This is a genomic window from Cupriavidus sp. 2KB_3 (genome assembly GCF_052115685.1).
GTDB lineage: Bacteria > Pseudomonadota > Gammaproteobacteria > Burkholderiales > Burkholderiaceae > Cupriavidus > Cupriavidus campinensis.
The window spans coordinates 123,061-147,886 of sequence record NZ_JBFRHD010000010.1 but is presented as its reverse complement, the minus strand read 5'-3'; the positions used below and the strand labels follow the sequence as shown (position 1 = coordinate 147,886).

Genomic DNA, 24,826 nt, shown 5'->3' with positions numbered 1-24,826 from the left:
CTTGCCGGGCCTCATTTCTGGCGCCATCCCAGCGTGACGAACCCCGCCCGGCCCTGCGTGGCGTACGGATAGGCGAGCTGGTAGTTCTTGTCGAACAGGTTTTCCACGCGGGCGGCGACGAACCATTGCTTGTCGATGTTGTAGCGGGCGGTGAGGTTCAAGATACCGTATCCGCCCAGCCGGCGCGAGCCATTGTCCATCCGCGACGACGACACCAGCCACTCGCCCCCGAATCGGAAATCGCCGAAATTCCGGCCTACATCGACCGACGCATGGCGGCGCGCGCGGCGCAGCAGCTGGGTGCCGTTGGTTTCATCGACCGGATTCTGGAAGGTCACGCTGGCGCCGACATCCGTGCCGAGCAGGTTGGCGCGCCAGGACGCCTCCACCCCCTGCACCTTGGCCTTGTTGACGTTCTGCGCCAGGAACAGCCCGCCGGCCTGCTGCGTGGAGACGATCAGGTCGTTGTAGCGGGTCTCGAACGCAGTCACGCGCAGCAGCCCGGTGGCGGCGGTTTCCACCTGCACGCCCAGTTCGGCCGACTTGGCGCGCTCGGGCTGGAGGTTCGGCTGGCCGAAGTTCGGGTAATAGAGTTCGTTGAAGGTCGGCGCCCGGAAGGCGTTGCTGACGTTGGCGATCAGCTTGACCGCCTGGGTCAGGTTGAAGCCATAGCCGGCGAAGAAGCTGCCCTGGTTGCCGAAGTCCGAATAATGGTCGTTGCGCGCGTTCAGCTGCAGCTGGTGGCGACCGATCTTGCCTTCGTAGCCGCCGTAGACCGAGAACACATTGCGCGTGGGCGCGTTGTAGGCGCTGGACGACAGTTCCTGCTGGAGGTAGTCGGTGCCGAACAGCAGCGTGTGGTCAGGCGTCAGCGCGTACTCGTTCTGCCAGTTGAACTGGCGGGAACGGGTGCTGAACAGGCTGTCGAACAGGCCGTTCTTGGTGGTCTCGGCGCGGTCCTCGCTCTGGGCGACCTTGAAATGGGTGCGCCAGTCGGGCAGCACCTTGCCGTTGACGAAGGCGGACAGCGTGTACAGCTCGCTATCCATGCGCAGGTCGTCGGTCGGCTTGCCGCTGGTGCTGTCGTACGACAGCTGGCTGTTGGAGTAGTACGCGGCCACGCCGGCGTCCCAGTCCTGGCTGAACTTGTGCTTCACCTGGCCGGAGACGCTCTTGTTCTCGTACGGGTTGTCGGCCGGGTTCGGGCCGATACCCTGCCGGGCGCGCGTGGGGTTGTCGCGATTCCATGCCGCGGCGTCGATCGACGAATAGCCGTCGGTCTTGAAGATCGAGCCGGTGACGTTGAACGAGGTATCGCCCACCTGCCCGCCATAGCCAACGGTGCCCTGGCGCGTGTTGTTGCTGCCGTACTCCACCGAAGCATTGGCCGCCGGGGCCTGGCCGGCGCCGCTCTTGGTGAAAATCTGCACCACGCCGCCGATGGCGTCGGAGCCATACAGGGCCGAGACGTTGCCGCGCACCACCTCGATATGGTCGATCTGGTCCGGCAGGATATTGGCGAGCTGCGCGGTGCCGCCGCTGGCGCCGGCAATGCGCACGCCATCCACCAGGATCAGCACCTGGTTGGAATTGGCGCCGCGCATGAATAGCGTGGTGTTGGCGCCCATGCCGCCCGTGGTGGCAAATTCCACGCCCGCCTGGCCGCGCAGCAGCGAGCGCAGGTCCGGCGACTGGGCATTGACGATGTCTTCCTGGGTGACCACCGTGGTGTGCGGCAGCGCCTCGGTCACGGCCTGCGCGGTGCGCGAGGCGGTGACGACCACCGGGGCGAGCGTCTGGCCAGGGGCGGCGCCGCCCGCATCCGGCGCGGCTTGCGCGTGGACCATGGCGGGCGAGAAAGCGGACGAGAAAACGGCGATGGCCGCCAGGATGGCGGGCACGAGTGGGCGGACCGGCGGCTGTGTCGCGGCGGTCGGCCTGTGGAGCGAGGAACGCATGTTGCTGGATGGATGGAAGCACGGCCGGGCCCGTTCCCCCGCGGGCCATATGGCGAAGTGGCGCGCCGCCGTGTGGAGCGGTGCGCCCGCGTTCAGGCCGGTATCCGGGCTGACGACATCAGGCCGGCCGCCTTCCCGATCGGTGGATCCCCGTCAAATGGCGGGGTGGATCAGTGGCATGCTGGCAGGCCCTTGCGCGGCGCATGGCGCGTGCGCGGTCGCTTACCGTTGCGGGGGCAGCACAGGTTGGCCCAGTGCGCGGCGCGCCCCGGACTCCCTGTTTCCCGTTGAACTGCGGCCCTGTGGGCAGGGTCGCGAGCACCTGGAACGTGCGCGAGTGTAGGCAGTTTCACCGGGGCCGTCAATCTGGCCGACGTGGTGCGGAACCGTCCACTCCGGCACCGTTTGCCCGCACGTTGCGTGACGATCGATGCAACTTCCGGGCGACGCTACAGTCAGAAACGTCTCGTTGACGACGTGGCCGATCCGGCATCGGCTAGAATCCCGAAACCTGACCCACAATCCATCGGACAGACAGGCACTATGCTCAACGAACTCGAACAACTGGCCGCCAAGATCGGGCGCGTGCTGCATCACGCAGACACCCTGGCGGCGGAAAACCAGCGGCTGCGCGCGGAGATCGACCGCCTGCGGGCCGAGGCGAGCCAGTTGCGCACGGACCGCGAAGCCATGGCGGCCGACCGCGAACTGCTCAATATCAAGATCGAGGAAGCCCAGCTGCGCATCCAGTCGATCCTGGACAAGCTGCCCACGGCCAGCGATGCGCGCCAGCTCGATTTGCTGGGTGAAGGCGCCCCGGCCACCGGCACCGACCCCGACGCCAGCGGCGCGCACCCCGCCCCCGGAGAACACGCATGAGCAACAAGCAAGTCGAAGTGAACATCGCGGGGCAGCCCTACCGCTTCGCCATCGCGCCGGATAATGAAGCCGCGCTGCTGGAAGCCGTGGCGCTGGTGGACAACCAGATGAACAAGCTCAAGGGCAACGTCTCCGCCAAGGGCGTGGAGCGCGTGGCCGTGATGGCCGCCATCAGCATTGCCTCGGACCTGCTGGCCATGCGCCGCAAGCAGGAAGAGGACGGGCAGATTCCCGTGGACGCCGTGCGGGCCCGCATCCGCGAGCTGAACGAGCGCGCCGACGAGGCACTGCGGCAGTACGCGCACGTGGGCACCGACCCGCGCGCGCAGGGCTGAAATTGAATAGGCCGAATCTGGCCGGACTTGAAATCACACCGCCTCGGCCGCACATGACAGCGATGTGAAGCCGATGGCGCAATGTCGGATTTGCCCGATGTCCGGTGTTGAAAATGTAACGATGCAACATGCCGAACTTGGTATGCCAGACGACGCGGTGTATAGTGTAGCCAGACTGCACAACGCCTCAACGGTGCAGCATATTGGTCAGGTTATCGCGCCCGGCCGCCGTTTTCATCCCATCCTGTTTCGAAACGGCAAACGTCTGACAACACCCAAGCTGCTCGCAGCGTAAGGTGAATATAAAGTCAGACGTTTGACAGTTTCCCTGCCTGGTTCGTGAGGGTCATAACTCCTTGAACCGATATGCATTGCATGGTGCGGGATTATGTCGTGTGGGCGAGCGCGTCACCGCATTCATAGTCTGGGTTCGCCTGGACTCCCTGAGTGGGTGATGTACCCAAAATACGACTTCCGCAGCCACTCTGAACCTCACTTGGGTTCAGGATGCCGACCCAGCGGCCGAGGCGGGGACCCCTCAGAAGGCGGTGGTTTTTAGAACCACCGCCTTTTTTCTTGATCGACGGACACTGGTATCGTGACGCCACCCGCCGCCAAACCGGGCCAACGCGCCCCCCAGTACTGGCTGATGAAGTCCGAGCCGGACGAAGCCAGCATCGACGATCTTGCCACGCGCGGCACGCTGCCATGGACTGGCGTGCGCAACTACCAGGCGCGCAACTTCATGCGCGACCAGATGCGCATCGGCGATGGCGTGCTGTTCTACCACTCCTCCTGCCCCGAGCCCGGCATCGCCGGACTGGCCGAGGTCTGCTCCCAGCCCTACCCCGATCCCACGCAGTTCGATCCCAAGAGCGATTACTACGACAAGGCCTCGAAGCCCGAGGAACCGCGCTGGTCGCTCGTGGATGTGCGTTTCGTGCGCAAGAGCGCGCTGGTCCCGTTGCCCGCGCTGCGCGAGCACGAGGCGCTGGCGGACATGGTCGTGCTCCGGCGCGGCAACCGCCTCTCCATCACGCCGGTCACACCGGCGGAATGGCGCTATATCACCGAACGGCTGATGAAATGACGGACCTGCCATGAGTCCTGTCCTGATTCCCGGGCTGCTGATCCTCGGCGCCTTCACCGGCTTCTGCGCCGGGCTGCTCGGCGTGGGCGGCGGCATGCTGATGGTGCCATTCCTGACGCTGTTCTACACGGCCATGCAGGTCTCCGACAGCCACATCGTCCACATGGCCATCGCCACGTCGATGGCGACCATCCTGTTCACCTCGCTCTCCTCCGTGCGCGCCCACCACAAGCGCGGCGCGGTGCGCTGGGGCATTGTGCTGGCGCTGGCGCCGGGCATCCTGCTGGGTGGCCTGATCGGTGGCGGCAAGATCTTCAGCGTGCTCAAGACCGGCTGGCTGTCGCTGCTGTTCGCGGTCTTCGTCGGCTTCTCGGCGCTCCAGATGCTGCGCAGCCGCCGGCCACCCGCCTCGCGCCGGCTCCCGGGCACGCCGGGCATGGTCGGCGTGGGCTCGGTCATCGGCCTGATCTCGAGCCTGGTCGGCGCCGGCGGCGGCTTCATCTCCGTGCCGTTCATGACCTGGTGCAATGTGCCGATCCACAACGCCGTGGCCACCTCGGCCGCGCTCGGCTTTCCGATTGCGCTCGCCAGCGTGGTCGGCTACGTCTGGGGCGGCTGGAATGTGGGCGGGCTGCCGGCCGGCTCGCTCGGCTATGTGTACCTGCCGGCGCTGGGCATCATCGCCATCGCCAGCGTGCTCACCGCGCCGCTGGGCGCCCGGGCGGCCCACAGCATGGACGTGAACGCGCTGCGGCGCGTGTTCGCCGCGCTGCTGGCCTGCCTGGCCTCGTACATGCTCTGGAAGGCGTGGCAGACGTTCTGACTGCCCGGCTCCCCCGTATTACACGGCGAAACACCCGGATACAGTCATGGGATCCGCGCACGGAACGAAGTGCGCGGAAAGGCGTCTGAAAGCCATCACTTTGATCGGGAGAACAAAACATGAAGCATCTGCTTGCGGCCTCTCTGCTGACTACCACGGCTGCCGTGGCATCGGCCCAGACCCTGCCGCCGCCCGCCGGCGTGCTGTCGCTGTCCGCCGAGGCGGTCACCGAAGTACCTACCGACGTGGTGCAACTGACGCTGGCCGCGGAACAGGAAGGCGCCGAGCCGTCGGCCATCTCGTCGGCGCTGTCGGCGCGCACGCAGGCCGTGCTGGCGCAGGCCAAGCGCACTTCGGGTGTGGAGGCCCAGTCGGGCGGCTTCACGATCCATCCGAGCACGGACCGCAACGGCCGCATCAGCACGTGGCGCGGGCGCTCGGAAGTGATCCTGAAGTCGAAGGATTTCGCGGCGGTGTCGAAGCTGGCCGGGGAACTGGCCAACCAGATGCAGGTGCAGAACGTTGCCTTCTCGCTCTCGCGCGAGGCACGCCAGGCCACCGAGGCCAAGCTGGCCGAGCAAGCCGTGTCGGCATTCCGCGACAAGGCCCAGGTCAGCACCAAGCTGTTCGGCTATAGCGGTTATACGATTCGTGAAGTGTCGATGAATGACAGCGGCGGCGTGGTGCCGCCGACGCCGCGCATGTATGCCGCCAAGGCGATGTCCGCCGATGCCGGCGCGCCGATCCCGATGGAAGGTGGCAAGGCCCATGTGACCGTGTCGGTCAATGGGTCGGTGCAGATGGTGAAGTAACCAGCCAGTCCGGCTTCCCCCTCCCCCGTTTCTACAAGGCGAGGGGGAAATCCATCACAGCGCGGCGAACTGCTCCCGCAGCACGTTCTTCTGCACCTTGCCCATCGTGTTACGCGGCAGCTCGTCCACCACGTGCACGCGCTTGGGCACCTTGAAGTTGGCGATGCGCCCACGCAGCGTGCCAATCATCCCCGCCTCGTCGATCTCCACCCCCGGCTTGCGCACCACCACGGCCACCACGGCCTCGCCGAAATCGGCATGCGGCACGCCGATCACGGCCGATTCCACCACGCCCGGCAGTTCGTCGATAAAGCTCTCGATTTCCTTCGGATAGACGTTGTAGCCGCCCGAGATGATCAGGTCCTTGCTGCGGCCCACGATCGTCAGGTAGTTGTCCGGCACCTTGCGCTCGCCGGCCTGGCTGACGATGGCACCGCCGAAGCGGCCCACGTCGCCGGTCTTGAACCAGCCGTCGGCGGTGAATTCCTCGGCGGTCTTCTCCGGCATGCGCCAGTAGCCCTTGAACACGTTCGGGCCCTTGACCTCCACATTGCCGATCGCGCCCGGCTTGCAGGAGTTGCCCTCGCCGTCCATCACGCGCACCGACACGCCCGGCAGCGGCATGCCCACCGTGCCGCCGATGCGCTCGCCGAGCTTGGGATCGTACGGGTTCGAGACCAGCATCACGGTCTCGCTCATGCCGTAGCGCTCCAGGATGGTGTGGCCGGTGCGCTCGCGGAAGCCGTCGAACGTCTCCAGCAGCAGCGGCGCCGAGCCGGACACGAACAGCCGCATGTTGCGGCACACCTCGCGGTTGAAGCGCGGCTCCTGCAGCATGCGCACGTAGTAGGTCGGCACGCCCATCATCACCGTCGCGCGCGGCAGGAAGGCAAGAATCTGCGCCATGTCGAGCTTGGGCGCCCAGATCATCTTGGCCCCGGCCAGCAGCGCGCCGTGGGAGGCCACGAACAGCCCGTGCACGTGGAAGATGGGCAGCATGTGCAGCAGCACGTCGTCGCTGCGCCAGCCCCAGTACTCGTGCAGCGTCTGGGCATTGGAGGCCAGGTTGCGGTGCGTCAGCATCGCGCCCTTGCTGCGGCCCGTGGTGCCGGAGGTATAGAGGATGGCCGCGAGGTCATCGTCGCCCTTCGTCACGGTCTCGAAGGTGTCCGGCTGGGCGGCCGCGCGGGCCAGCAGCGAGCCGCTGCGGTCCTCATCCAGCGTGAACACGTGCGCGGTGTTGTGGCGGAACGCCACCTTCGACACCCAGCCGAAGTTCTTGCTGCCGCAGACCACCACGGCGGGCTCGGCATTGCCCACGAAATAATCGATTTCCGATTCCTGGTACGCGGTGTTCAGCGGCAGGTACACGTAGCCCGCGCGCAGCGTGGCCAGGTACAGGAACAGCGCCTCGGGCGACTTCTCCACCTGCACGGCCACGCGCGCGCCGGCCGGCAGCTTCAGCGCGGCAAGCAGGTTGGCGATCTTGGCGGTGGCGCGGTCCAGGTCATCCCAGCTGTAGTACAGCCCGTCATGGGTCTCGATGCAGCACGCGCTGCGGTCGACGGGAAAGCGGGATTCGAACAGGGCGAACAGATTGGCGTTCATGGTACGGAATCGAAGGAAATAGGATGCCGGCGAATAAGACGGGATTACGGTGGCGAAACCGGCACGCGGACGTGCCGGCCGGCCGCCATCTTACTCCCCGGTGAACTCGGGCCGCCGGTGCGCCAGGAAGGCGGCCACGCCCTCGGCGTGATCGCGGCTGCCGGCGTAGGCGAAATGCGCGTCGATCTCGGCCGCCGTAAGCGGCGCGGGATCGGGCGACAGGCGACGGATCGTCGCCTTGTTGATCCGGGCGGCCAGCGGTGCGCCAGCGCAGAGGCGCTGCACCGTGGCGGCCACCTCGTCCTGGAGCGCGGACTCGGCCACCACGCGCGTGAGCAGGCCCTTGCGCTCGGCCTCGGCCGCATCGAACACGCGGCCTTCCAGCAGGATTTCCAGCGTGACGGCGCGCCCGGCCAGCGCCAGGAGCCCGCCCAGTTCGCCGGGCGCCATCGGGAAACCCAGCCGGTTGATCGGCACGCCGAAGCGGCTGCCCGCCGCGGCGATGCGCAAGTCACAGTGGCAGGCAATTTCCAGCCCGCCGCCCACGCAGACACCCTCGATCATCGCCAGCGTCGGATGCGGGCACGTGGCGATGGCCGCCAGCGCCGGGGCGAGGATCTCCGTGTGGTAGCGGCGCACCGACGCCTCGTCGCCCCGCACGACCGGAAATTCGGCGATGTCGGCGCCGGCGGCAAAATTGCCCTCGGCGCCCCGCACCACCACGCAGCGCAGCGACGTATCCGCCGCCAGCTCCGCGAAGCCCGTGGTCAGCGCCTGCCACATGCTGGTCGAGATCGCGTTGAGCTTGCCCGGATGCGACAGCGTGACCGTGGCCACGGCGCCGTCCCGCGCGAACGTGACGGTGCCGCCCATCAGTCGATCTTGGCGCCGGAGCGCTGCACCACCTCGGCCCAGCGCTTGATCTCGGCATGCTGGAACGTGGCGAACTGTTCAGGCGTGAACGCCGGCGTCTCCGAGCCGTTCTGGAGCCAGACCTGCTTCATTTCCGGCGAGTTCAGCGCCTTGGTGGTCTCGGTGTAGAGCCGGTCGATCACTTCCTTCGGCGTGCCCTTCGGCGCCCAGAGCGCATACCACGTGGAAACCTCGTAGTTCGGCACGCCCGCCTCGGCCGCCGTCGGCACGTTCGGGAAAGCCGGCGAGCGCTTGTTCGACGCCACCGCCAGCGCCTTGATGCGGCCCGCGCGGATGTGTTGCGCCGACGAACCCAGGCCGTCGAACAGCATGTCCACCTGGCCGGCGATCAGGTCCGACAGCGCCGGACCCGCACCCTTGTAGGGGATGTGCGTGATGAAGGTCTGCGTCTGCAGCTTGAACAGCTCGCCCGCCAGATGGTGCGAGGAACCATTGCCGGCCGAGCCGTAGTTCAGCTTGCCCGGATTGGCCTTGGCGTAGGCAATCAGCTCCTTGAGCGTGTTGGCCTGCACCTTGGTCGGATTCACCACCACCACCTGCGGCGGCTGGGCAATCACGGTGACGGGGATGAAATCCTTCTCGATGTCGTAATCGAGCTTCTTGTAGAACGACGGGGCGATGGCATGGTGCGCGCCGCCGATGAAGATGGTGTAGCCATCCGGCGCGGCCTTGGCGGCGATGCTGGCGCCCACGGTGCCGCCCGCGCCGCCACGGTTGTCGATCACGAACTGCTTGCCGAGCTGCTTGGACAACTGGGCGGTCAGCGGACGCGCGAAGGCATCGGTGCCGCCGCCGGCGGGGAACGGCACGATCACGGTGACCGGCTTGCTCGGCCACGTATCGGCCAGGGCGGCCGGCGCATACATCGACCCTGCCGACGCGGCGGCAACACCCGCCACAACCGCGAACGCACGCGCGCACGCGGTCAGATGGAACTGACGACGATTCATGTACTGTCTCCTCTCTCTACTTGCTGCGGAAAGTCAATCGAAGTACTACATTCACCCGACAAGATTGCCCGGCGCCATCCGTGCCCGACCCAGGGGTCACAGCAGCTTGCCCACCGCACGGCTCATGCGGGGATTGCCATCGCCAAGGCGTGCCAGATTGTCATCCAGCGCCTCCGGCACGTAAAGATAATTCACCATCATGCCGCATGACTGGGCGCGGCCTTTTCGCGACAGGTCGGCAGCCCAGTTCAGCCGCTCCACGCAGGCGCCGTTGCCCAGGTGGAAGCGCGCCACGGGGTCCGCCGGCTGCCCCGGCGCGCCTTCGCGCACGAGGTAGTGCGCGGCCAGCGTCAGCGCGGTATCACGCACTACGGGGTCCGGCGCGTCAGCGGGCAGCGCGGCCAGCCAGCCGGCGCCATCCGTAGGCGGCGCGCCGTGGCGCTCGGTCCAGCGCGCCAGGCGCTTCTCGCCCAGGATCGTCGCGATGGCCTCGCCGTGCTGCTTGCGCAGCCAGTCGGCAAACCCGGGCAGCGGAGACAGCGTGGCGAACTGCTTCAGCTTGGGGAACTCGCGCTGCAACTCCTCGATGACCCGCTTCAAGAGGAAATTGCCGAAGCTCACGCCGCGCAGCCCGGCCTGCGTGTTCGAGATCGAATAGAAGATGGCCCACTTGACCCGGCGCAGGTCTTCCAGCGGCGCGGCTTCGTCGAGCAGCGCCTGCACATTGGCCGCCATCTCGGGCACGAAGGCCACCTCGACGAAGATCAGGGGCTCGCGCGGCATGCGCGGGTGGAAGAACGCGTAGCAGCGGCGGTCCGAGTCGAGCCGGTTGCGCAGGTCGGTCCACGAGGCAATCTCGTGCACGGCCTCGTAGCGGATCAGCTTTTCCAGCAGCGAGGCGGGCGAGTCCCAGGTGATGGGTTGCAACTCGAGCAGGCCCACATCGAACCAGTTCGAGAACAGCGCCTCCAGGTCTTCGTCGAGCACGCGCAGGCCCGGCACGCGCTTGTGCCAGCGGAGCATGTCCGCGCGCAACTGGATCAGGAAGTGCAGGCCGCACGCGCTGTTGTCGCTCTTGCCGTGGTGCGCGGCCAACCGCTTGAAGAAGCGGATGCGCGCGTTGGACAGCGCCTGCGACAGCCCGGACGCCGCGCCCGACTGGGCGCCCGAATGCGATCCCGAGTGCGATCCCGCTTGTGTTCCCGCTTGTGTTCCCGAATGCGTGCCGGATTTCGCGCCAAGGCCATCGGCACCGGCGGCCACTTCGGCCAGCACGGTCAGCATCGCCTGGCGCACCGGCTCCGACGCGGCCTCGTACTCGGCCTGCCACGCCTGCGCGGCGGCGTTGGCGGCGCCATCGGTCAGCCGGGCATCGAAACAAGGGCGAAGCTGCTCGCGCTGGCGCTTCATCGCGCGCGTGGACAGCGCCGGGGCGTCGCCCTCCTCCGCCTTGGACCGCTTGGCCGGGGCCGCTTCGGCGTCGCCCTTGCGGCTCCACCAGCGGCCAAAGCGCGACAGCAAGGTATCGCCGACCGGTTCCGTGGCTTCCAGCGGGGCGCTGACTTTCTGTTCGGCGGGATCGAGGGCGCTCATGAGACTCCTGCGGCGAGAACGTTGCGAAGAACGGGGGCGGCGGCGTTGTCAGCTGGCCCGGCCGGCTCCGGGGCCGGATCGGCGCGATCCAGTGCCCGCAGCGCGCCGCGCTGGCGCAGCACGTGGGTCTTCATCAGCGCCTCCGCCCCTTCCGGGTCGTGCGCCTTGAGCGCGGAAAACACCGACATGTGCTCGGCGCACGATTCGTGAATCCGGCCCGGCAGCTTCAGGCTCTTGTGGCGCGACAGGCGCAGCACCTTACGCAGGTCGCTGACCACGCCGGACAGCCAGCGGTTGCCGGCCAGGCGCTGGAGCGCCTCGTGAATCTGGTAGTTGGTTTCGTAATAGGCGTCGATGTCGCCGGCCTGGGCGTAGCGCGCGAGGTCGGCGTGCAGGCCCTCCAGCGCGTCGAGATCGGCCTGCGAGACGTTGCGCGCGGCCTCGTAGGCGCAGCGGCCTTCCAGTAGCGCCATCAGCGGAAAGATCTCATCGAGATCCTGCTCGGTCAGCGCGTTGACAAAGCAGCCGCGCCGGGGCTCCAGCCGCACCAGCCCTTCGGCCGCGAGCACCTTGAGCGCCTCGCGCAACGGCGTGCGCGAGGTGCCGAGCGAGGCGGCCAGCGCCACCTCGTCAATCCATGCGCCGGGCATCAGCGTGTGATCGTCGATCATCGCCCGCAAACGGTCTGCCACTTCGAGGTACAGCGCCTGCCGGATGATTCGCACGATGCCTCCGGTCCCGGGGATGCCGGGGAAGACTGCCCACGCGGCGTATGCGCCGCAATAATTCATAATTATGGAGAGTGCCGACAGCGTGGCAAGCGGTTTCGATGCTGCATTGCGGAAAGCCACAGAAGGCGTGGCGCGCAAGCCTCGCAAGCCGTTTTGCAGGAATATTGCAGGAGTTCGCGGAGCACAAAGAGGTGCGGCGGACGATCTCCCCAGGCCTCCCTGCCGGGGAAATCGTCCGCGCCTGAAAGAACCGCCGTCGGACATCTCATCGCTTGCCGGCGTTCGTGCCGACGTGCGTGGACCAGAATTGCTACCTGGCGCTGGTCCGCGCCTGCCCCCGCTGAAGCGCCCCGTTGGGACGCGGACTTTCCCGTTGCTTTTCTGCTGCGTGGCGTGTCATCCGGTCGATGTCCTCCCTCGGTCCATCGCCGCGGGCAGCTTCGCCATGCCACCCGTCTTCTTGTAACAAGTCATGAAGCGAATACCGTGCCATCCACGCTAAGCCGTTGATTTAATTGAGGTGGACGATTGGCGACTTGTTACATTTCATCGAGCATGTAACAGGATGTTTCTCCATCGTTACGAGGGCCGTTGGCGAACCAACACTCTCTGACCCGTCTATTCCCGCGTTTTGTGATGGACAGCCGTCACCGCAGTGCCACAATGTGCCGCACAGCGCACGAAAGGCCTGGGCAAATCGGTTGCAAATATGAAACGAGGGCGGTGGGCGCCATAATGCCGACCCACAACGCCCCGACGACCAGGGAGGTCAAACATGGCATGGGATCACAAGGGCGAGCACTTCATCGGTGCGGGATCATCGGATCTGGGGCATACCCCACCGCCACCGGCACCGCTGCGGCTCTCGTTCACCGGATCGGGCTCGGAATACTTCCGTATCTGGATCGTCAACGCGCTGCTCACGGTGCTCACGCTCGGCATCTACTCCGCCTGGGCCAAGGTCCGCACGCTCCAGTATTTCTACCGCAACACGCGGCTCGATGACGCCGCGTTCGACTACCACGGCAAGCCGGGTGCGATCCTCAAGGGCCGCGCCATCGTGCTGGTGCTGGCCATGGTGGTCCAGTTCAGCGGCGCGGTGAGCCCGGTGCTGCCGCTGGTGTTCGCCGTGGTCTTTGGCGCGGTGTGGCCGTTCCTGCTGGTGCGCTCGCTGCGCTTCCGCATGGCGAATTCGAGCTATCGTGGACTGCGCTTCGCCTTCACCGGCGGCGACAGGGAAGCCTACAAGGTGTTCCTGCTGTGGCCGATCCTGTCGATGCTGACGCTCGGCCTGCTGGCGCCGCTGGCGCACCAGCGCTTCAAGCACTACCAGCACAATCACACGCGCTTTGGCACGGCACCGTTCGCGTTCGATGCAACGTCCAGTCACTTCTATGGCGTGTACCTGCGTACGGGCATGGTGACGGCGCTGTTCATGATCGTGGGCGCCGTGCTCAGCGCCATCGCCATCCCGGCCGGCGCCGGTACGAAAGGCGGCGTGGCAATCGTGCTCGGCGGAACGGTCGCGTTCACCTACTTCGGCCTCATGCTGACCGGCCCCTACTTCACGGCCAAGCTCCAGAACCTGGTCTGGAGCCACACCACGCTGGCCCCGCACCGCTTCGAGAGCCGCGTGGGCGCGGGCCGCATGATCTTCATCACCCTCACGAACTGGATCGCCATCGCCCTCACCTGCGGCCTGTTCCTGCCTTTCGCGAAAGTCCGCTCCACCCGCTACCGCGTGGAATCGGTGACGATGTTCGCCGCCGGGCCACTGGACGCCTACGTGGCCGGTGAAGCCGAGCAGGTCAGCGCGCTGGGCGACGCCGCCGTGGACTGGTACGACATCGACATCGCGCTCTGAGCGCGACGCGGAGCATTGCCATGGTAGCGGCCCGGTATTTCGACACGCGCTCGTCGCGCGCCCACCCCGTCGTGCTGATCGTGCAGGGCGGGCTGGCCATCCTGCACGATGCCCAAGGCGAGGAGGTGCGCCGCGCGCCGCTGGCCTCGCTGCGGGTCTCCGAGCGCAACAAGCGTGCGCCGCGCCTGGTGACCTTCGATGACGGCGCGTACTGCGAGGTGGCCGACCACGCCACCTTCGAGGCCATGCTGGCCAGCACCGGCCACCGCGAGGGCTGGGTGTCGCGCGCGCAGAACAGCTGGCGGCTCACGGGGCTCGCGCTGCTGGGGATGGTGGCCTTCGTGCTGGCCGCCTATTTCTACCTGCTGCCGTGGAGCGCCGGCCTGCTGGCGGCAACCGTGCCGGCGTCCATCGAGGGGCAACTGGGCCAGGCCACGCTCGACAGCCTCGACCACGGCCTCGTGACGCCAAGCCAGCTGCCCGCCGCCGATCAGCAACGGATTCGCGACAACTTCGCCGCGCTGCGCCGCCCCGACGATCCGGACCACGCCTACCAACTGCTGTTCCGCCACGGCGGCCGGCTCGGCGCGAACGCGCTGGCCCTGCCGGGCGGCACCATCGTGGTCACGGACGAACTGGTGGCCCTGATCGGCACCGGCGCCGGCATGATGGGCGTGCTGGCGCACGAGGCCGGCCACGTGGTGCAGCGCCACGGCCTGCAGCAGGTGATCCAGGCGTCGGCCGTGGGCGCGCTGGCGGCGTACTTCTTCGGGGATTTTTCGACGGTGCTCGCCACGGTGCCAGCCGCGATGCTGACCATGCGCTATTCCCGTGACCATGAGCGCGAGGCGGACGCCTACGCGGTGGAGGTGATGCAGCGGAACCGCTTGCCGGTCTCCGCCCTTGCCGATGTGCTGGCCAGGCTGGAAGGCGCCCATGGCGGCAAGCCTTCGGACAAGTCCGAGGACGATGCCAGCTTCTTCTCGACCCACCCGCTCACGCGCGAGCGGATCGAGGCCATCCGGGGCGCCGGGAACTGACGGCGATCAGCGCGCCGCGCCAGCCGCGGCGCCGTTGCCCTGCCGCCGATAGGCCCAGACCATCATCAGCACGCCGGCCAGCACCATCGGCAGGCTCAGCCACTGGCCCATCGAGAAATTCAGCGCCAGCAGGCCGAGGAAGGTGTCGGGCTCGCGCGCGAACTCGGCCAGGAAGCGGAAGCCGCCGTAGCCGATCAGGAACGCGCCGGACACCGCGCCCATCGGGCGCGGCTTACGCGAGAACAGCCACAGGATGATGAACAGCGCCACGCCTTCCAGGGCGAACTGGTAAAGCTGCGACGGATGGCGCGGGATGTTGTCGCCGGCCTGCGGGAAGATCATCCCCCACGGCAGGTCGGTCGGTCGGCCCCAGAGTTCGCCGTTGATGAAGTTGCCGATGCGGCCGGCGGCCAGCCCGCACGGGATCATCGGCGCGATGAAATCGGTCACTTCCAGCCAGTGCCGGCGCCGTACCTTGCCAAACACCCACATCGCCACGACCACGCCGAGGAAGCCGCCGTGGAACGCCATGCCGCCTTCCCAGACCTTGAAGATCTCGAGCGGATGCGTGAGGTAGTAGGTCGGCTTGTAGAACAGCACATAGCCCAGCCGCCCGCCCAGGATCACGCCGAGCACGCCGTAGAACAGCATATCGTCGAGGTCGCGCGTGGCCCAGCCGCGCGCGGCGATATGCGGCTGGCGCACGCGCAGGCGGCCGAACCACAGGAACATGATGAAGCCGGCCAGGTACATCAGGCCGTACCAGCGGATGGCCAGCGGGCCCAGGTGAATCGCGACCGGGTCGAATTGCGGATGAACGAGCATGGCGGAGGAGAGGTATTTATATAGTGTGCGGATGCGCGGCGCGCCGGTTCTGGGGTGATGCCGTCTGGGTCATGCTGCCTTGATGCCATCGTCCTGCGACAGGCCGATGGCGGTGGCCAGCCCGGCTGCGATGTCGATGAACGACCGCAGCACCGGCGCCATCCCCGATTGCCCGGCCGAAGGCCCGGCGGCGCCTTCGCGCCAGACCAGGCCGGTCTCGATCAGCGGGCCGGCATCGCGCAGCGTCAGGTAGGACACGCCCGTGCGCCGCAGGTTGCACAGCGATTCAGGCACCAGCGCCACGCCCATGCCAGCCGATACCAGGCTCACGATGGTCTGCATCTGGATGGCCTCCTGGGCAATCGCCGGCGTCAGGCCGTCCCGCGCATAGTAGCCCGTAATGATGTCATAAAACGCGGGCGCGCTACGGCGCGGGAAGATGATCAGCGGCTCGTGCGCGGCGTCGCGCAGGGCGATCTCGGTTGGCGCGGGAGCATCGGCGGCGAGACTGGGGGGCCGCCAGCCATCGGGCACGGCCAGCACCAGCTGCTCGCGCACCAGCGGCAGGTAAGAGAGCCCGTGCGGCATCACGGCCAGCTGCGGACGGATGACCAGGCCCGCGTCGATGGCCCCCTCGGCCAGCGCCTCCAGCTGGACGTCGCTGGTGGCTTCGCGCAGTTGCAGTTGCACTTCGGGGTGCCGGGCGCGGAAATGCCGCAGCAGCTCGGGCAGGATGCCGTAGTCGGCCGTGCTGACGAAGGCCAGCACCAGCGAGCCCACCTCGCCCCGCGCCAGCCGCTGGGCCAGCCCGGGCAGCGCGGCGGCATCCGCCAGCACGCGGCGCACCTCGGGCAGCCACTGCTGGCCGGTGGGCGTGAGCGTCACGGACCGGCGCGTGCGCGCGAACAGCTGCACGCCGATCTCCTCCTCCAGCGCCTGGATCTGTTGCGAGAGAGGCGGCTGGGTCATGGCCAGCCGCCGTGCCGCGCGGCCGAAATGCAACTCTTCCGCCACTGTTACGAAATACCGCAGTTGCCGCAGATCCACGCACGCTCCCGGTCGTCGCTGTGATATGTTTTTCGACTCAATACAGGTCAAATAATATATTTGACATGATACTACGCAGGCGGCATTCTTCAGGCCACAAACACGGCAGGCCGTGGCATGGCCCACGTCCAAGCCCGCCGCAAACTCCCCGGAGAGACCCCCACCATGGCATTCAACAAACGCTCGAAGCACATCACGCAAGGCGTGGCGCGCTCCCCCAATCGTTCGATGTACTACGCGCTCGGCTACCAGAAGGAAGACTTCGACAAGCCGATGGTGGGCATCGCCAATGGCCATTCGACCATCACCCCCTGCAACGCCGGCCTGCAGCGCCTGGCCGATGCGGCCGTGGAAGCCATCAAGGCGTCCGACGCCAACCCGCAGATCTTCGGCACGCCGACCATCTCGGACGGCATGTCGATGGGCACCGAGGGCATGAAGTACTCGCTGATCTCGCGCGAAGTGATCGCTGACTGTATCGAGACCGCGGCCCAGGGCCAGTGGATGGACGGCGTGGTCGTGATCGGCGGCTGCGACAAGAACATGCCGGGCGGCATGATCGCGCTGGCGCGCACCAACGTGCCGGGCATCTACGTCTACGGCGGCACCATCAAGCCGGGCAACTGGAAGGGCAAGGACCTGACCATCGTGTCGTCGTTCGAAGCCGTGGGCGAATTCACCGCCGGCCGCATGAGCCAGGAAGACTTCGAGGGCGTGGAGAAGAACGCCTGCCCGTCCACGGGCTCGTGCGGCGGCATGTACACGGCCAACACCATGAGCTCGTCGTTCGAGGCACTGGGCATGTCCCTGCTGTACTCGTCGACGATGGCCAACCCGGATCAGGAAAAGGTGGACAGCGCCGCGGAATCGGCGCGCGTGCTGGTCGAGGCGATCAAGAAGGACATCAAGCCGCGCGACATCATCACGCGCAAGTCGATCGAGAACGCCGTGACGCTGATCATGGCCACCGGCGGCTCGACCAACGCGGTGCTGCACTACCTGGCCATCGCGCACTCGGCCGAGGTGGAGTGGACCATCGACGACTTCGAGCGCATCCGCCGCCGCGTGCCGGTGATCTGCAACCTGAAGCCGTCGGGCCAGTACGTGGCCACCGACCTGCACCGCGCGGGCGGCATTCCGCAGGTCATGAAGCTGCTGCTGAACGCCGGCCTGCTGCATGGCGACTGCCTGACCATCACCGGCCGCACGCTGGCCGAGGAACTGGAAGGCGTGCCCGACCAGCCGCGCGCGGACCAGGACGTGATCCTGCCGCTCGACAAGGCGCTGTACGAGCAGGGCCACCTGGCCATCCTGAAGGGCAATCTGGCCGAAGAAGGCGCGGTGGCCAAGATCACCGGCCTGAAGAACCCGGTCATCACCGGCCCGGCACGCGTGTTCGAGGACGAGCAGAGCGCGATGGACGCCATCCTGGCCGACAAGATCAACGCCGGCGACATCCTGGTGCTGCGCTACCTGGGCCCGAAGGGCGGCCCGGGCATGCCGGAAATGCTGGCACCGACCTCGGCCATCATCGGCAAGGGGCTGGGCGAGTCGGTGGGCTTCATCACCGACGGCCGGTTCTCGGGCGGTACCTGGGGCATGGTGGTGGGTCACGTGGCGCCCGAGGCGTTCGTGGGCGGCACCATCGCGCTGGTGAAGGAAGGCGATTCGATCACGATCGACGCGCACCAGCTGAAGCTGCAACTGAACGTGTCCGATGAGGAACTGGCCAAGCGCCGCGCCACGTGGCAGCAGCCGGCGCCGCGCTACACGCGTGGCGTGCTGGCGAAGTTCTCGAAACTGGCCTCGACGGCCAGCAAGGGCGCCGTGACGGACTGACCCTGTTGGGGGTCTCCGACTCCCCTCTCCCCTCTCCCCTCTGCCGCCTGTGGGAGAGGGGAAAATTCTCTGCTTTCCCTGCTTTCCCTGCTACATCCCGCCCGGATCGCGCTCGATCTCCTCGAGCGTCGCATCCAGCCATTCCACCAGCCTCGCCTCCAGCGCCTGCGTCAGCTCGCTGGCCAGTTGCGCGGTCAGCGGGGCCAGCCGCGATTGCAGCGTGGCTTCGGTATGGGCTTCCACCACCTGCGGCCACTCGGTGCGGAAACGCATCATCACGCGCGTCAGCAATTCCGAGCGCACCGCGCGCAGGTCATCCTCGCCTGGCAGGAAGGGCACCGGGTCGATCATCGGCGCTTCCGGATCGTCCTCCACCCCACCCTCGGTATCCCCCACCGACGACACCAGGCCCGACTCGGGCATGTTTGCCGTGTCGATGACCGTGCCGACGCCTGCCGAGGCGGGCCCCGGCGGCGCGAAGGCGCTCTCCGGCAGGTCGGGCAGGTCCACGACCTCGGTCAGCAACGGCACGCTGTCGTTCGGGCCCAGCCGCGGAATCACCCGCGAGGTGGTACGTTCACTCATGCGGATTCTCCCTTGGCGGACTGGCCAATGTCGTGGTGGGTGAGCGGATAGCCGCGCTCACGATAGAAACGGTAACGGTCGCGCCCGGCGGCGCGTTCGGCCTCGCCGGCCCCCACCACCTCGATCAGCCGCTCAAAGCTGGCGAACTGCGCCGGAGCCTCGGGCGACAGGTTGACGAGGATCTGGTGATGCGACACGCCCTCGAGCGTGGCGGCCAGGATGATCGGCGTCACCGCCGCGTTGGGGCTGTCCAGCCCGCAATGCGGCAGGAAGTCGAGCGGCGAGAACGTCCACAGCCGCGCATCGAGCTGCGTCAGCTGCTGCGCCGTGCCGTAGACCACCACCTTCTGGCCCGCGCCGTACGCCTTGCGAACCAGGCGGCAGACGTAGGCCAGCGTGTCCGGCACGTTGCTGTGGAAGTCGATGCGCGTCATCCCGGCTGCCTTTTCCGTCGATTACGACGCGCGATCCATCAGGAACTGCGTCAGCAGCGGTACCGGACGACCGGTGGCGCCCTTGGCCGCCCCGCTCTTCCAGGCCGTGCCGGCGATATCCAGGTGAGCCCAGTCGTACTTTTCCGTGTAGCGCGCCAGGAAGCAGGCCGCCGTGACGCTGCCCGCCGGGCGGCCGCCGATATTGGCCATGTCCGCAAAGTTCGACTTGAGCTGGTCCTGGTAGTCATCGTCCAGCGGCATGCGCCAGGCGGTGTCCATGGCCTTGCGGCCGGCGTCGAGCAGTTGGTCGGCCAGCAGGTCGTTACGGGCGTAGAGGCCGCTGTTCACGTGGCCGAGCGCGATGATGCAGGCGCCGGTCAGCGTGGCCACGTCCACCACGGCGGCGGGCTTGAAGCGTTCCACATAGGTCAGCGCATCGCACAGGATCAGGCGGCCTTCGGCGTCCGTATTCAGGATCTCGATGGTCTGGCCGGACATGCTGGTCACTACGTCGCCCGGCTTGGCAGCGATGCCGCTGGGCATGTTCTCGCAGGTCGGGACCACGGCCACGACGTTGATCTTCAGGCCCATTTCGGCCACGGCCTGGATCGTGCCGAGCACCGAGGCGGCGCCGCACATGTCGTACTTCATCTCGTCCATGCCCTCGCCCGGCTTCAGCGAGATGCCGCCGGTATCGAAGGTGATGCCCTTGCCCACCAGCACCACCGGGGCCTGCTTGGCGGCGGCGCCGTCGTAGCGCAGCACGATGAACTGCGGCGGCTCGACGCTGCCCTTGGTCACCGCCAGGAAAGCGCCCATGTTCAGGGCCTCGATCTGCTTGCGGCCCAGGATCTCGGCCTTGAGCTTGTGGCGCTTGGCCATGGCCCGCGCGGTATTGGCCAGGTAGGTCGGGGTGCAGATGTTCGACGGCAGGTTGCCGAGGTCGCGGGTCAGCTCCATGCCGTTGGCGATGGCGGTGCCGCGCACCACGGCCTGGGTGGCCTGCTTGGCGTCGGCGGCGTCCACGGCCAGCACGATCTTGCGCAGCGACGGCTTGTCGGCGCCCACGCCCTTGGGCGGGCGCTTGAGTTCCGGATGGCGCTCCAGCAGGCGGTAGCCGGCGTCACGCACCAGTGTGATGGTGGTGATCACGGCCCAGGCCACGTCGCGCAGGGCCGGCGGCTGCTGGGCCAGGCACCAGAGGGCGGACGCGGTGCGCGTGCCGGACAGCGCACGCACGGCGGTACGCACGGCCTCCACGAAGGCCTTGTCCGAGAACTCGGCTTCCTTGCCCAGGCCCACCAGCAGCACGCGGGCGGCGCCAATCCCGGCCACTTCGTGCAGCATCAGCTGGGTGCCGCGCTTGCCTTCGAAGTCGCCCTGCTTGACCAGACGCGCCACCAGCCCCTTGGTGGCGACATCCAGTGCCTTGGCCACGCCCGCCAGGCTCTGGCCCTCGAACAGGCCAACCACCAGGCAGTCGGTCTTCGTGGCCAGGAAACCATTTTGGCCGGCTTTGCTCCAATCCAGGGCTTTTGTGCTAAATTCCATCGCGCTTCCTTCAGGGGCTCGTCGAAAAGAAAGGCCCCATTATCCGCGATTTTCATCCGCGATCTGCCGCCGCCGATCCGCCACGCTGACAGCCCGCGGTCCTGCCAGTCCCTCGGCCCCCGGTACATCGCCCGCTCCGGCCGGCAGCCGGAAGCGATTCCGCATGATTTTTCAACAAGCCCTGCGACGCGAGCTCGCCTACACCGCCGGCGCGGTGTTCCTGGTGATGCTGACTTTCATGCTCACGTCGCTCGTGATCCGCATCCTGGGGATGGCCGCCAATGGCAAGGCCAGCCCCAATGACGTGCTGATGCTGATCGGCCTGGCCACGATCGGCTACCTCTCGATCCTGCTGTCGGCCACGCTGTTCATCTCCACGCTGATCGTCCTGACCCGCTGGTACAAGGACTCCGAGATGGTGGTGTGGTTCTCGGCAGGTATCTCCCTGCGCGACCTGATCAAGCCGGTACTCCAGTTCGCCGCGCCGTTCTTTGTCATGGCGCTGCTGCTGGGCATGTTCGCGTGGCCGTGGGCCAACCAGCAGAGCAGCCTGTTCCGCGACCGCTTCCAGCAGCGCGGCGTGCTGTCGATGATCGCCTCGGGCCGTTTCATCGAGCCGGCCAACGGCAACTATGTGCTGTTCATCGAAGGGATCGACGCGGACATGAAGTACGCGCGCAATGTCTTCGTGGCCAACGCCGAGGCGGGCAAGATCGGCGTGGCGCTGTCCCACCAGGGCCAGTTCCAGACCATGCCGAACGGCGACCGCCTGGTGGTGATGGAGCACGGGCGGCGCTACGCCGGCACGCCGGGCCAGCTCGACTACCGCATCCTGGAATTCGACCGCTATGCCGTCAAGGTGGACAACAAGCCGCCCGAGAGCGAGAGCGACATCCCGCCCAAGTCCCGCGACACGCTCGACCTGATCCGCAATCCCACCCGTGAGAACCTGGGCGAACTGCTCTGGCGTGTCTCGCTGCCGATCCTCGCCTTCAATTTCGTGATGATCGCCATCCCGCTCGCGTACGTGAACCCGCGCCTGGGCCGCTATACGCCGCTCGTCTTCGCCGTGCTGATCTACCTGACCTACAGCAACATGATCAACCTGGCGCAGGCCTGGGTGCGCTCGGGGACACTTTCGTTCTGGATGGCGCTCTGGCCGATCCACCTGGTGGCCTTCCTCGGTGCCGTGGGCATGTTCCGATACCGGCAGAACCGCAGCCTGGGCGGCTGGCGCGCCGTGTTCGGCATGCGCCGCAAGGACACCAAGGGGAGCCGGGCATGAGGATCCTCCAGGTCTACGAGCGGTATTTCGGCCGCCTGATCTATGGCGTGTTCGCGTTCATCCTCTTCGCGGTGCTCTCGCTGTTCGTGTTCTTCGACTTGCTCAATGAACTGGAGAGCGTGCAGGGCGGCTACACCTCGCTGGTGGCGTTCTTCCACGTCATGCTGGAAGCGCCCACCCGGGTGTATGAAGTGCTGCCGATCGCGGTGCTGATCAGTGCGATCTACGTCTTCTCGCAGCTGGCCAGCCAGTCGGAATACACGATCTTCCGCGTGGCCGGCCTGAACACGCGCCAGGCGCTGTTCTCGCTGTTCAAGCTGGCCGTGCCGCTGGCCATCGTCACCTTCATCTTCGGCGAATTCATCGGACCGGCGGCCGAGCAGTACGCCCAGAAGGTGAAGCTGGAGGCGATTGGCGCCACGGTGTCCGCAGGCTTCCGCTCCGGCGTCTGGGTCAAGGACCGCGACAAGGACAACACGCCCGAAGGCGCGGGCGGCGAGGTCACCCGCTTCGTCAACGTGCAGGGACTGAAGCCGGACCAGAGCATCAGCGACATCACCATCTACGAATTCGACCAGCAATACCGCCTGCGCGTGATCCGCGTTGCCAAGGAAGGCCGCTACCAGGGCGGCCAGGCGTGGCAGCTCAATGACGTCAACGAGACCCGCTTCATCGAACTGCCCCACCCTGACGGCGCCCAGCGTGACGCCCTGGCGCCGGACTTCCGTGCCGAGCAGGCCAAGTTCCCGAACATGGTGATGCATTCGGAGCTGACGCCGCAGATCCTGTCAGTGCTGCTGGTCACGCCGGAGCGGATGTCCACGCTCGACCTGTTCCGCTATATCCGCCATCTGCGCGACAACAAGCAGGACACGCAGCGCTACGAGATCGCCTTCTGGAAGAAGGTGGTCTATCCGCTGACGCTGTTCGTGATGGTGGCGCTGGCGCTGCCGTTCGCGTACCTGCACGCGCGTGCCGGTGCGGTGGGCGTGAAGGTGTTCGGCGGCATCATGCTGGGGCTGTCGTTCCATCTGTCGAACACGCTGTTCTCGCACGTCGGCCTGCTGCACACCTGGCCGCCGATCGTCTCGGCGCTCGTCCCCGGCACGCTCTACCTGGCACTGGCGCTGAGCGCCCTGCGCTGGGTGGACCGGCATTGACGGCCATGGCCACCACCGGCATGGTCCTCTTCGCCCACGGCGCGCGCGACGCGCGCTGGCGCGAACCGTTCGACCGCTTGCAGACCAAGCTGACCGCCCTGCTGCCGGACACCGCCGTGCGGCTGGCGTTCCTGGAACTGATGGAGCCGTCGCTGCCCGTGGCGCTGGGCGAACTGGCCAGCACCGGCGTGGAGGAAGTCACCGTCGTACCGGTGTTCTTCGGCCAGGGCGGCCACATCCGCCGCGACCTGCCGGCGCTGATCGATCAATGCCGGGAGCAATATCCGGCGATGCGGATTGGCTGCGCCGCGGCGGTGGGCGAGGCCGAGAGCGTGCTGGACGCGATTGCGGCGTACTGCGTGGGGGCGGTGGCAACAACACCATCGCGGCAGTCGCCAATAGGGGAATGATCTGAAGACACGTCCATCAGCTTCACCGATGGACGTGTCAGTTGCCTGCAGTCTATCGATTGCTGCCAACAGGCACCGACTGCATCGGCATCATGTTCAGGTTGGCGTTGTGCATGACCCACAACGACCCCGCTACGACAATGGCGATCAGGAATACGGTACACGCAAAGATGGCCGTGTTGCCACGTTGGCCCTTGCGCGGACCCAGGTGCAGGAAGAACACCAGCTGCACCAGCAACTGGACGATACACAGCGTCACGATCATCAGCAGCCCCGCGCGCGGCGGCAACAGCTTGCCCATCACCGCACCGAACGAGATGAACGTCAGCACCAGCGAGAGTACGTAGCCGGTCAGGTGGCTGCGCAGGCTGCCATGGTCATCCTCATGCGCATGTGGTTGGTTGGCCATCACAGGAACTCCCGCAGGTAGACAATGGTAAAAACGCCAATCCAGACCAGGTCCAGGAAGTGCCAGAACAGGCTCAGGCAGGCCAGGCGGCGACGCACGATGCCATCGAGACCGAACACCTGCACCTGGTTGACCATCACGATGATCCAGAGCAGCCCGGCACTGACGTGCAGGCCGTGCGTGCCCACGAGCATGAAGAACGCCGACAGATAGGCGCTGCGGTTCGGGCCTGCGCCCTCGTGCAGCAGTTCGTGAAACTCGAAGATCTCCATGCCGACGAAGGCGGCGCCGAGCGCGAATGTCAGCACCATCCAGCGGATGACTTCGTTGGGGTTGCCCTTGCCGTTCCGTACCTTCAGCATCGCCACGCCGAAGGTCAGGCTGCTGGTCAGCAGGAGCATCGTTTCGCCGAGCACGAAGCGCAGATCGAACAGCTCGCGTCCAGTCGGGCCCCCGGCTGTGCCATTGACAAGCACGCCAAACGTCGCGAACAGCGAGGCGAAGATCAGGCAGTCACTCATCAGGTACAGCCAGAAACCAAGCTTGAGGCTGCCCTGCGCGTGTTCGGCGTGATGCGCGTGATCGTCGTCATGCGCATGCGCGGCGTGAGTCTCGTGATGCGGTGCCTGCGCGGCCTCGGCGCGCAGTTTCAAGGTCGTCGTCAT

General features: G+C 66.8%; 25 protein-coding genes, 1 other RNA gene and 1 riboswitch. Of the genes, 13 read left to right on the top strand and 13 right to left on the bottom strand.

Features of this window, described 5'->3' with window-relative positions:
- Positions 1 to 11 precede the first annotated feature (11 nt).
- Positions 12 to 1,958 (bottom strand): TonB-dependent receptor plug domain-containing protein, encoded by a 1,947-nt coding sequence (locus tag AB4120_RS13165; protein ID WP_441642343.1) that lies wholly within the window; start codon positions 1,956 to 1,958, stop codon positions 12 to 14.
- Positions 1,959 to 2,036: 78 nt separating this feature from the next.
- Positions 2,037 to 2,300, bottom strand: a riboswitch (cobalamin riboswitch).
- Positions 2,301 to 2,501: 201 nt separating this feature from the next.
- Here AB4120_RS13165 and AB4120_RS13160 point away from each other — a divergent pair.
- The 7 genes from AB4120_RS13160 (at position 2,502) to AB4120_RS13130 (ending at position 5,897) form a co-directional block, all read left to right on the top strand.
- Positions 2,502 to 2,837, top strand: a complete 336-nt coding sequence (locus AB4120_RS13160) for a hypothetical protein (protein WP_144197926.1) — start codon at positions 2,502 to 2,504, stop codon at positions 2,835 to 2,837.
- Positions 2,834 to 3,172 carry a cell division protein ZapA gene (locus AB4120_RS13155; RefSeq protein ID WP_144197925.1) on the top strand — a complete coding sequence of 113 codons (339 nt, stop codon included), beginning with the start codon at positions 2,834 to 2,836 and terminating at the stop codon, positions 3,170 to 3,172. The genes AB4120_RS13160 and AB4120_RS13155 overlap by 4 nt, the downstream gene beginning before the upstream one ends.
- Before the next feature lie 97 nt (positions 3,173 to 3,269).
- Complete coding sequence (locus AB4120_RS13150) at positions 3,270 to 3,467, top strand: hypothetical protein (protein ID WP_149135332.1); 198 nt, start codon at positions 3,270 to 3,272, stop codon at positions 3,465 to 3,467.
- 27 nt (positions 3,468 to 3,494) lie between these two features.
- Positions 3,495 to 3,710, top strand: a non-coding RNA gene (gene ssrS, locus AB4120_RS13145) — 6S RNA.
- A gap of 111 nt (positions 3,711 to 3,821) precedes the next feature.
- Positions 3,822 to 4,262, top strand: coding sequence for an EVE domain-containing protein (locus AB4120_RS13140; RefSeq protein WP_149137465.1), 441 nt, complete (start codon positions 3,822 to 3,824; stop codon positions 4,260 to 4,262).
- Positions 4,263 to 4,272: 10 nt separating this feature from the next.
- On the top strand, positions 4,273 to 5,085 hold the full coding sequence (locus tag AB4120_RS13135) for a sulfite exporter TauE/SafE family protein (protein ID WP_149135331.1): 813 nt from the start codon (positions 4,273 to 4,275) through the stop codon (positions 5,083 to 5,085).
- A 119-nt stretch (positions 5,086 to 5,204) separates the two neighbouring features.
- On the top strand, positions 5,205 to 5,897 hold the full coding sequence (locus tag AB4120_RS13130) for an SIMPL domain-containing protein (protein WP_144197923.1): 693 nt from the start codon (positions 5,205 to 5,207) through the stop codon (positions 5,895 to 5,897).
- A 54-nt stretch (positions 5,898 to 5,951) separates the two neighbouring features.
- Here the strand turns inward: AB4120_RS13130 and AB4120_RS13125 are convergent, their stop codons facing one another.
- The 5 genes from AB4120_RS13125 to AB4120_RS13105 all read right to left on the bottom strand — a co-directional run bounded on the left by AB4120_RS13125 (position 5,952) and on the right by AB4120_RS13105 (position 11,706).
- A complete protein-coding gene (locus AB4120_RS13125) occupies positions 5,952 to 7,505 on the bottom strand; it encodes a malonate--CoA ligase (RefSeq protein ID WP_149135330.1) in 1,554 nt (517 codons plus the stop codon).
- Between the two features lie 90 nt (positions 7,506 to 7,595).
- Complete coding sequence (locus AB4120_RS13120) at positions 7,596 to 8,378, bottom strand: enoyl-CoA hydratase/isomerase family protein (protein ID WP_149135329.1); 783 nt, start codon at positions 8,376 to 8,378, stop codon at positions 7,596 to 7,598.
- The gene (locus AB4120_RS13115) at positions 8,378 to 9,388 is read right to left on the bottom strand and encodes a Bug family tripartite tricarboxylate transporter substrate binding protein (RefSeq protein ID WP_144197920.1); all 1,011 of its coding nucleotides are present in this window, start codon (positions 9,386 to 9,388) and stop codon (positions 8,378 to 8,380) included. Before AB4120_RS13115 ends, AB4120_RS13120 begins: the two co-directional genes overlap by 1 nt.
- A gap of 96 nt (positions 9,389 to 9,484) precedes the next feature.
- Positions 9,485 to 10,981 carry a malonyl-CoA decarboxylase domain-containing protein gene (locus AB4120_RS13110; RefSeq protein ID WP_149135328.1) on the bottom strand — a complete coding sequence of 499 codons (1,497 nt, stop codon included), beginning with the start codon at positions 10,979 to 10,981 and terminating at the stop codon, positions 9,485 to 9,487.
- Complete coding sequence (locus tag AB4120_RS13105; protein WP_441642342.1) at positions 10,978 to 11,706, bottom strand: GntR family transcriptional regulator; 729 nt, start codon at positions 11,704 to 11,706, stop codon at positions 10,978 to 10,980. The genes AB4120_RS13110 and AB4120_RS13105 overlap by 4 nt, the downstream gene beginning before the upstream one ends.
- Before the next feature lie 781 nt (positions 11,707 to 12,487).
- Between AB4120_RS13105 and AB4120_RS13100 the strand changes: the two genes are divergently transcribed.
- Positions 12,488 to 13,576 carry a YjgN family protein gene (locus tag AB4120_RS13100; protein WP_149135327.1) on the top strand — a complete coding sequence of 363 codons (1,089 nt, stop codon included), beginning with the start codon at positions 12,488 to 12,490 and terminating at the stop codon, positions 13,574 to 13,576.
- Positions 13,577 to 13,596: 20 nt separating this feature from the next.
- On the top strand, positions 13,597 to 14,616 hold the full coding sequence (locus AB4120_RS13095) for a M48 family metallopeptidase (protein ID WP_441642341.1): 1,020 nt from the start codon (positions 13,597 to 13,599) through the stop codon (positions 14,614 to 14,616).
- Between the two features lie 6 nt (positions 14,617 to 14,622).
- Here the strand turns inward: AB4120_RS13095 and lgt are convergent, their stop codons facing one another.
- Together lgt and AB4120_RS13085 are read right to left on the bottom strand one after the other, a co-directional pair.
- Positions 14,623 to 15,441, bottom strand: coding sequence for a prolipoprotein diacylglyceryl transferase (gene lgt / locus AB4120_RS13090; protein ID WP_144197915.1), 819 nt, complete (start codon positions 15,439 to 15,441; stop codon positions 14,623 to 14,625).
- 69 nt (positions 15,442 to 15,510) lie between these two features.
- Positions 15,511 to 16,488, bottom strand: a complete 978-nt coding sequence (locus tag AB4120_RS13085; RefSeq protein WP_441642340.1) for a LysR family transcriptional regulator — start codon at positions 16,486 to 16,488, stop codon at positions 15,511 to 15,513.
- Positions 16,489 to 16,653: 165 nt separating this feature from the next.
- Between AB4120_RS13085 and ilvD the strand changes: the two genes are divergently transcribed.
- Positions 16,654 to 18,327, top strand: coding sequence for a dihydroxy-acid dehydratase (gene ilvD / locus AB4120_RS13080; RefSeq protein WP_144197913.1), 1,674 nt, complete (start codon positions 16,654 to 16,656; stop codon positions 18,325 to 18,327).
- A 90-nt stretch (positions 18,328 to 18,417) separates the two neighbouring features.
- Here the strand turns inward: ilvD and AB4120_RS13075 are convergent, their stop codons facing one another.
- Genes AB4120_RS13075 through AB4120_RS13065 form a run of 3 tightly spaced genes read right to left on the bottom strand, consistent with a single transcriptional unit; the run spans position 18,418 to position 20,897 of the window.
- Positions 18,418 to 18,912 (bottom strand): hypothetical protein, encoded by a 495-nt coding sequence (locus tag AB4120_RS13075; protein ID WP_149135323.1) that lies wholly within the window; start codon positions 18,910 to 18,912, stop codon positions 18,418 to 18,420.
- A complete protein-coding gene (locus AB4120_RS13070; protein ID WP_441642339.1) occupies positions 18,909 to 19,346 on the bottom strand; it encodes a DNA polymerase III subunit chi in 438 nt (145 codons plus the stop codon). The genes AB4120_RS13075 and AB4120_RS13070 overlap by 4 nt, the downstream gene beginning before the upstream one ends.
- 21 nt (positions 19,347 to 19,367) lie before the next feature.
- Entirely contained in the window at positions 19,368 to 20,897 is a 1,530-nt protein-coding gene (locus AB4120_RS13065) for a leucyl aminopeptidase (RefSeq protein ID WP_441642338.1), read from the bottom strand.
- A gap of 163 nt (positions 20,898 to 21,060) precedes the next feature.
- Here AB4120_RS13065 and lptF point away from each other — a divergent pair, with 163 nt between their 5' ends.
- The 3 genes from lptF to AB4120_RS13050 are packed head-to-tail and all read left to right on the top strand — an operon-like array spanning position 21,061 to position 23,752.
- A complete protein-coding gene (gene lptF / locus AB4120_RS13060) occupies positions 21,061 to 22,182 on the top strand; it encodes an LPS export ABC transporter permease LptF (protein WP_149135321.1) in 1,122 nt (373 codons plus the stop codon).
- Entirely contained in the window at positions 22,179 to 23,342 is a 1,164-nt protein-coding gene (gene lptG / locus AB4120_RS13055) for an LPS export ABC transporter permease LptG (protein ID WP_149135320.1), read from the top strand. Before lptF ends, lptG begins: the two co-directional genes overlap by 4 nt.
- A gap of 5 nt (positions 23,343 to 23,347) precedes the next feature.
- The gene (locus AB4120_RS13050; RefSeq protein ID WP_441642337.1) at positions 23,348 to 23,752 is read left to right on the top strand and encodes a sirohydrochlorin chelatase; all 405 of its coding nucleotides are present in this window, start codon (positions 23,348 to 23,350) and stop codon (positions 23,750 to 23,752) included.
- Between the two features lie 52 nt (positions 23,753 to 23,804).
- Here AB4120_RS13050 and cyoD read toward each other — a convergent pair whose 3' ends face one another.
- Together cyoD and cyoC are read right to left on the bottom strand one after the other, a co-directional pair.
- On the bottom strand, positions 23,805 to 24,161 hold the full coding sequence (gene cyoD / locus AB4120_RS13045; protein ID WP_144197906.1) for a cytochrome o ubiquinol oxidase subunit IV: 357 nt from the start codon (positions 24,159 to 24,161) through the stop codon (positions 23,805 to 23,807).
- Positions 24,161 to 24,826 carry a cytochrome o ubiquinol oxidase subunit III gene (cyoC, locus tag AB4120_RS13040; protein WP_149135318.1) on the bottom strand — a complete coding sequence of 222 codons (666 nt, stop codon included), beginning with the start codon at positions 24,824 to 24,826 and terminating at the stop codon, positions 24,161 to 24,163. The genes cyoD and cyoC overlap by 1 nt, the downstream gene beginning before the upstream one ends.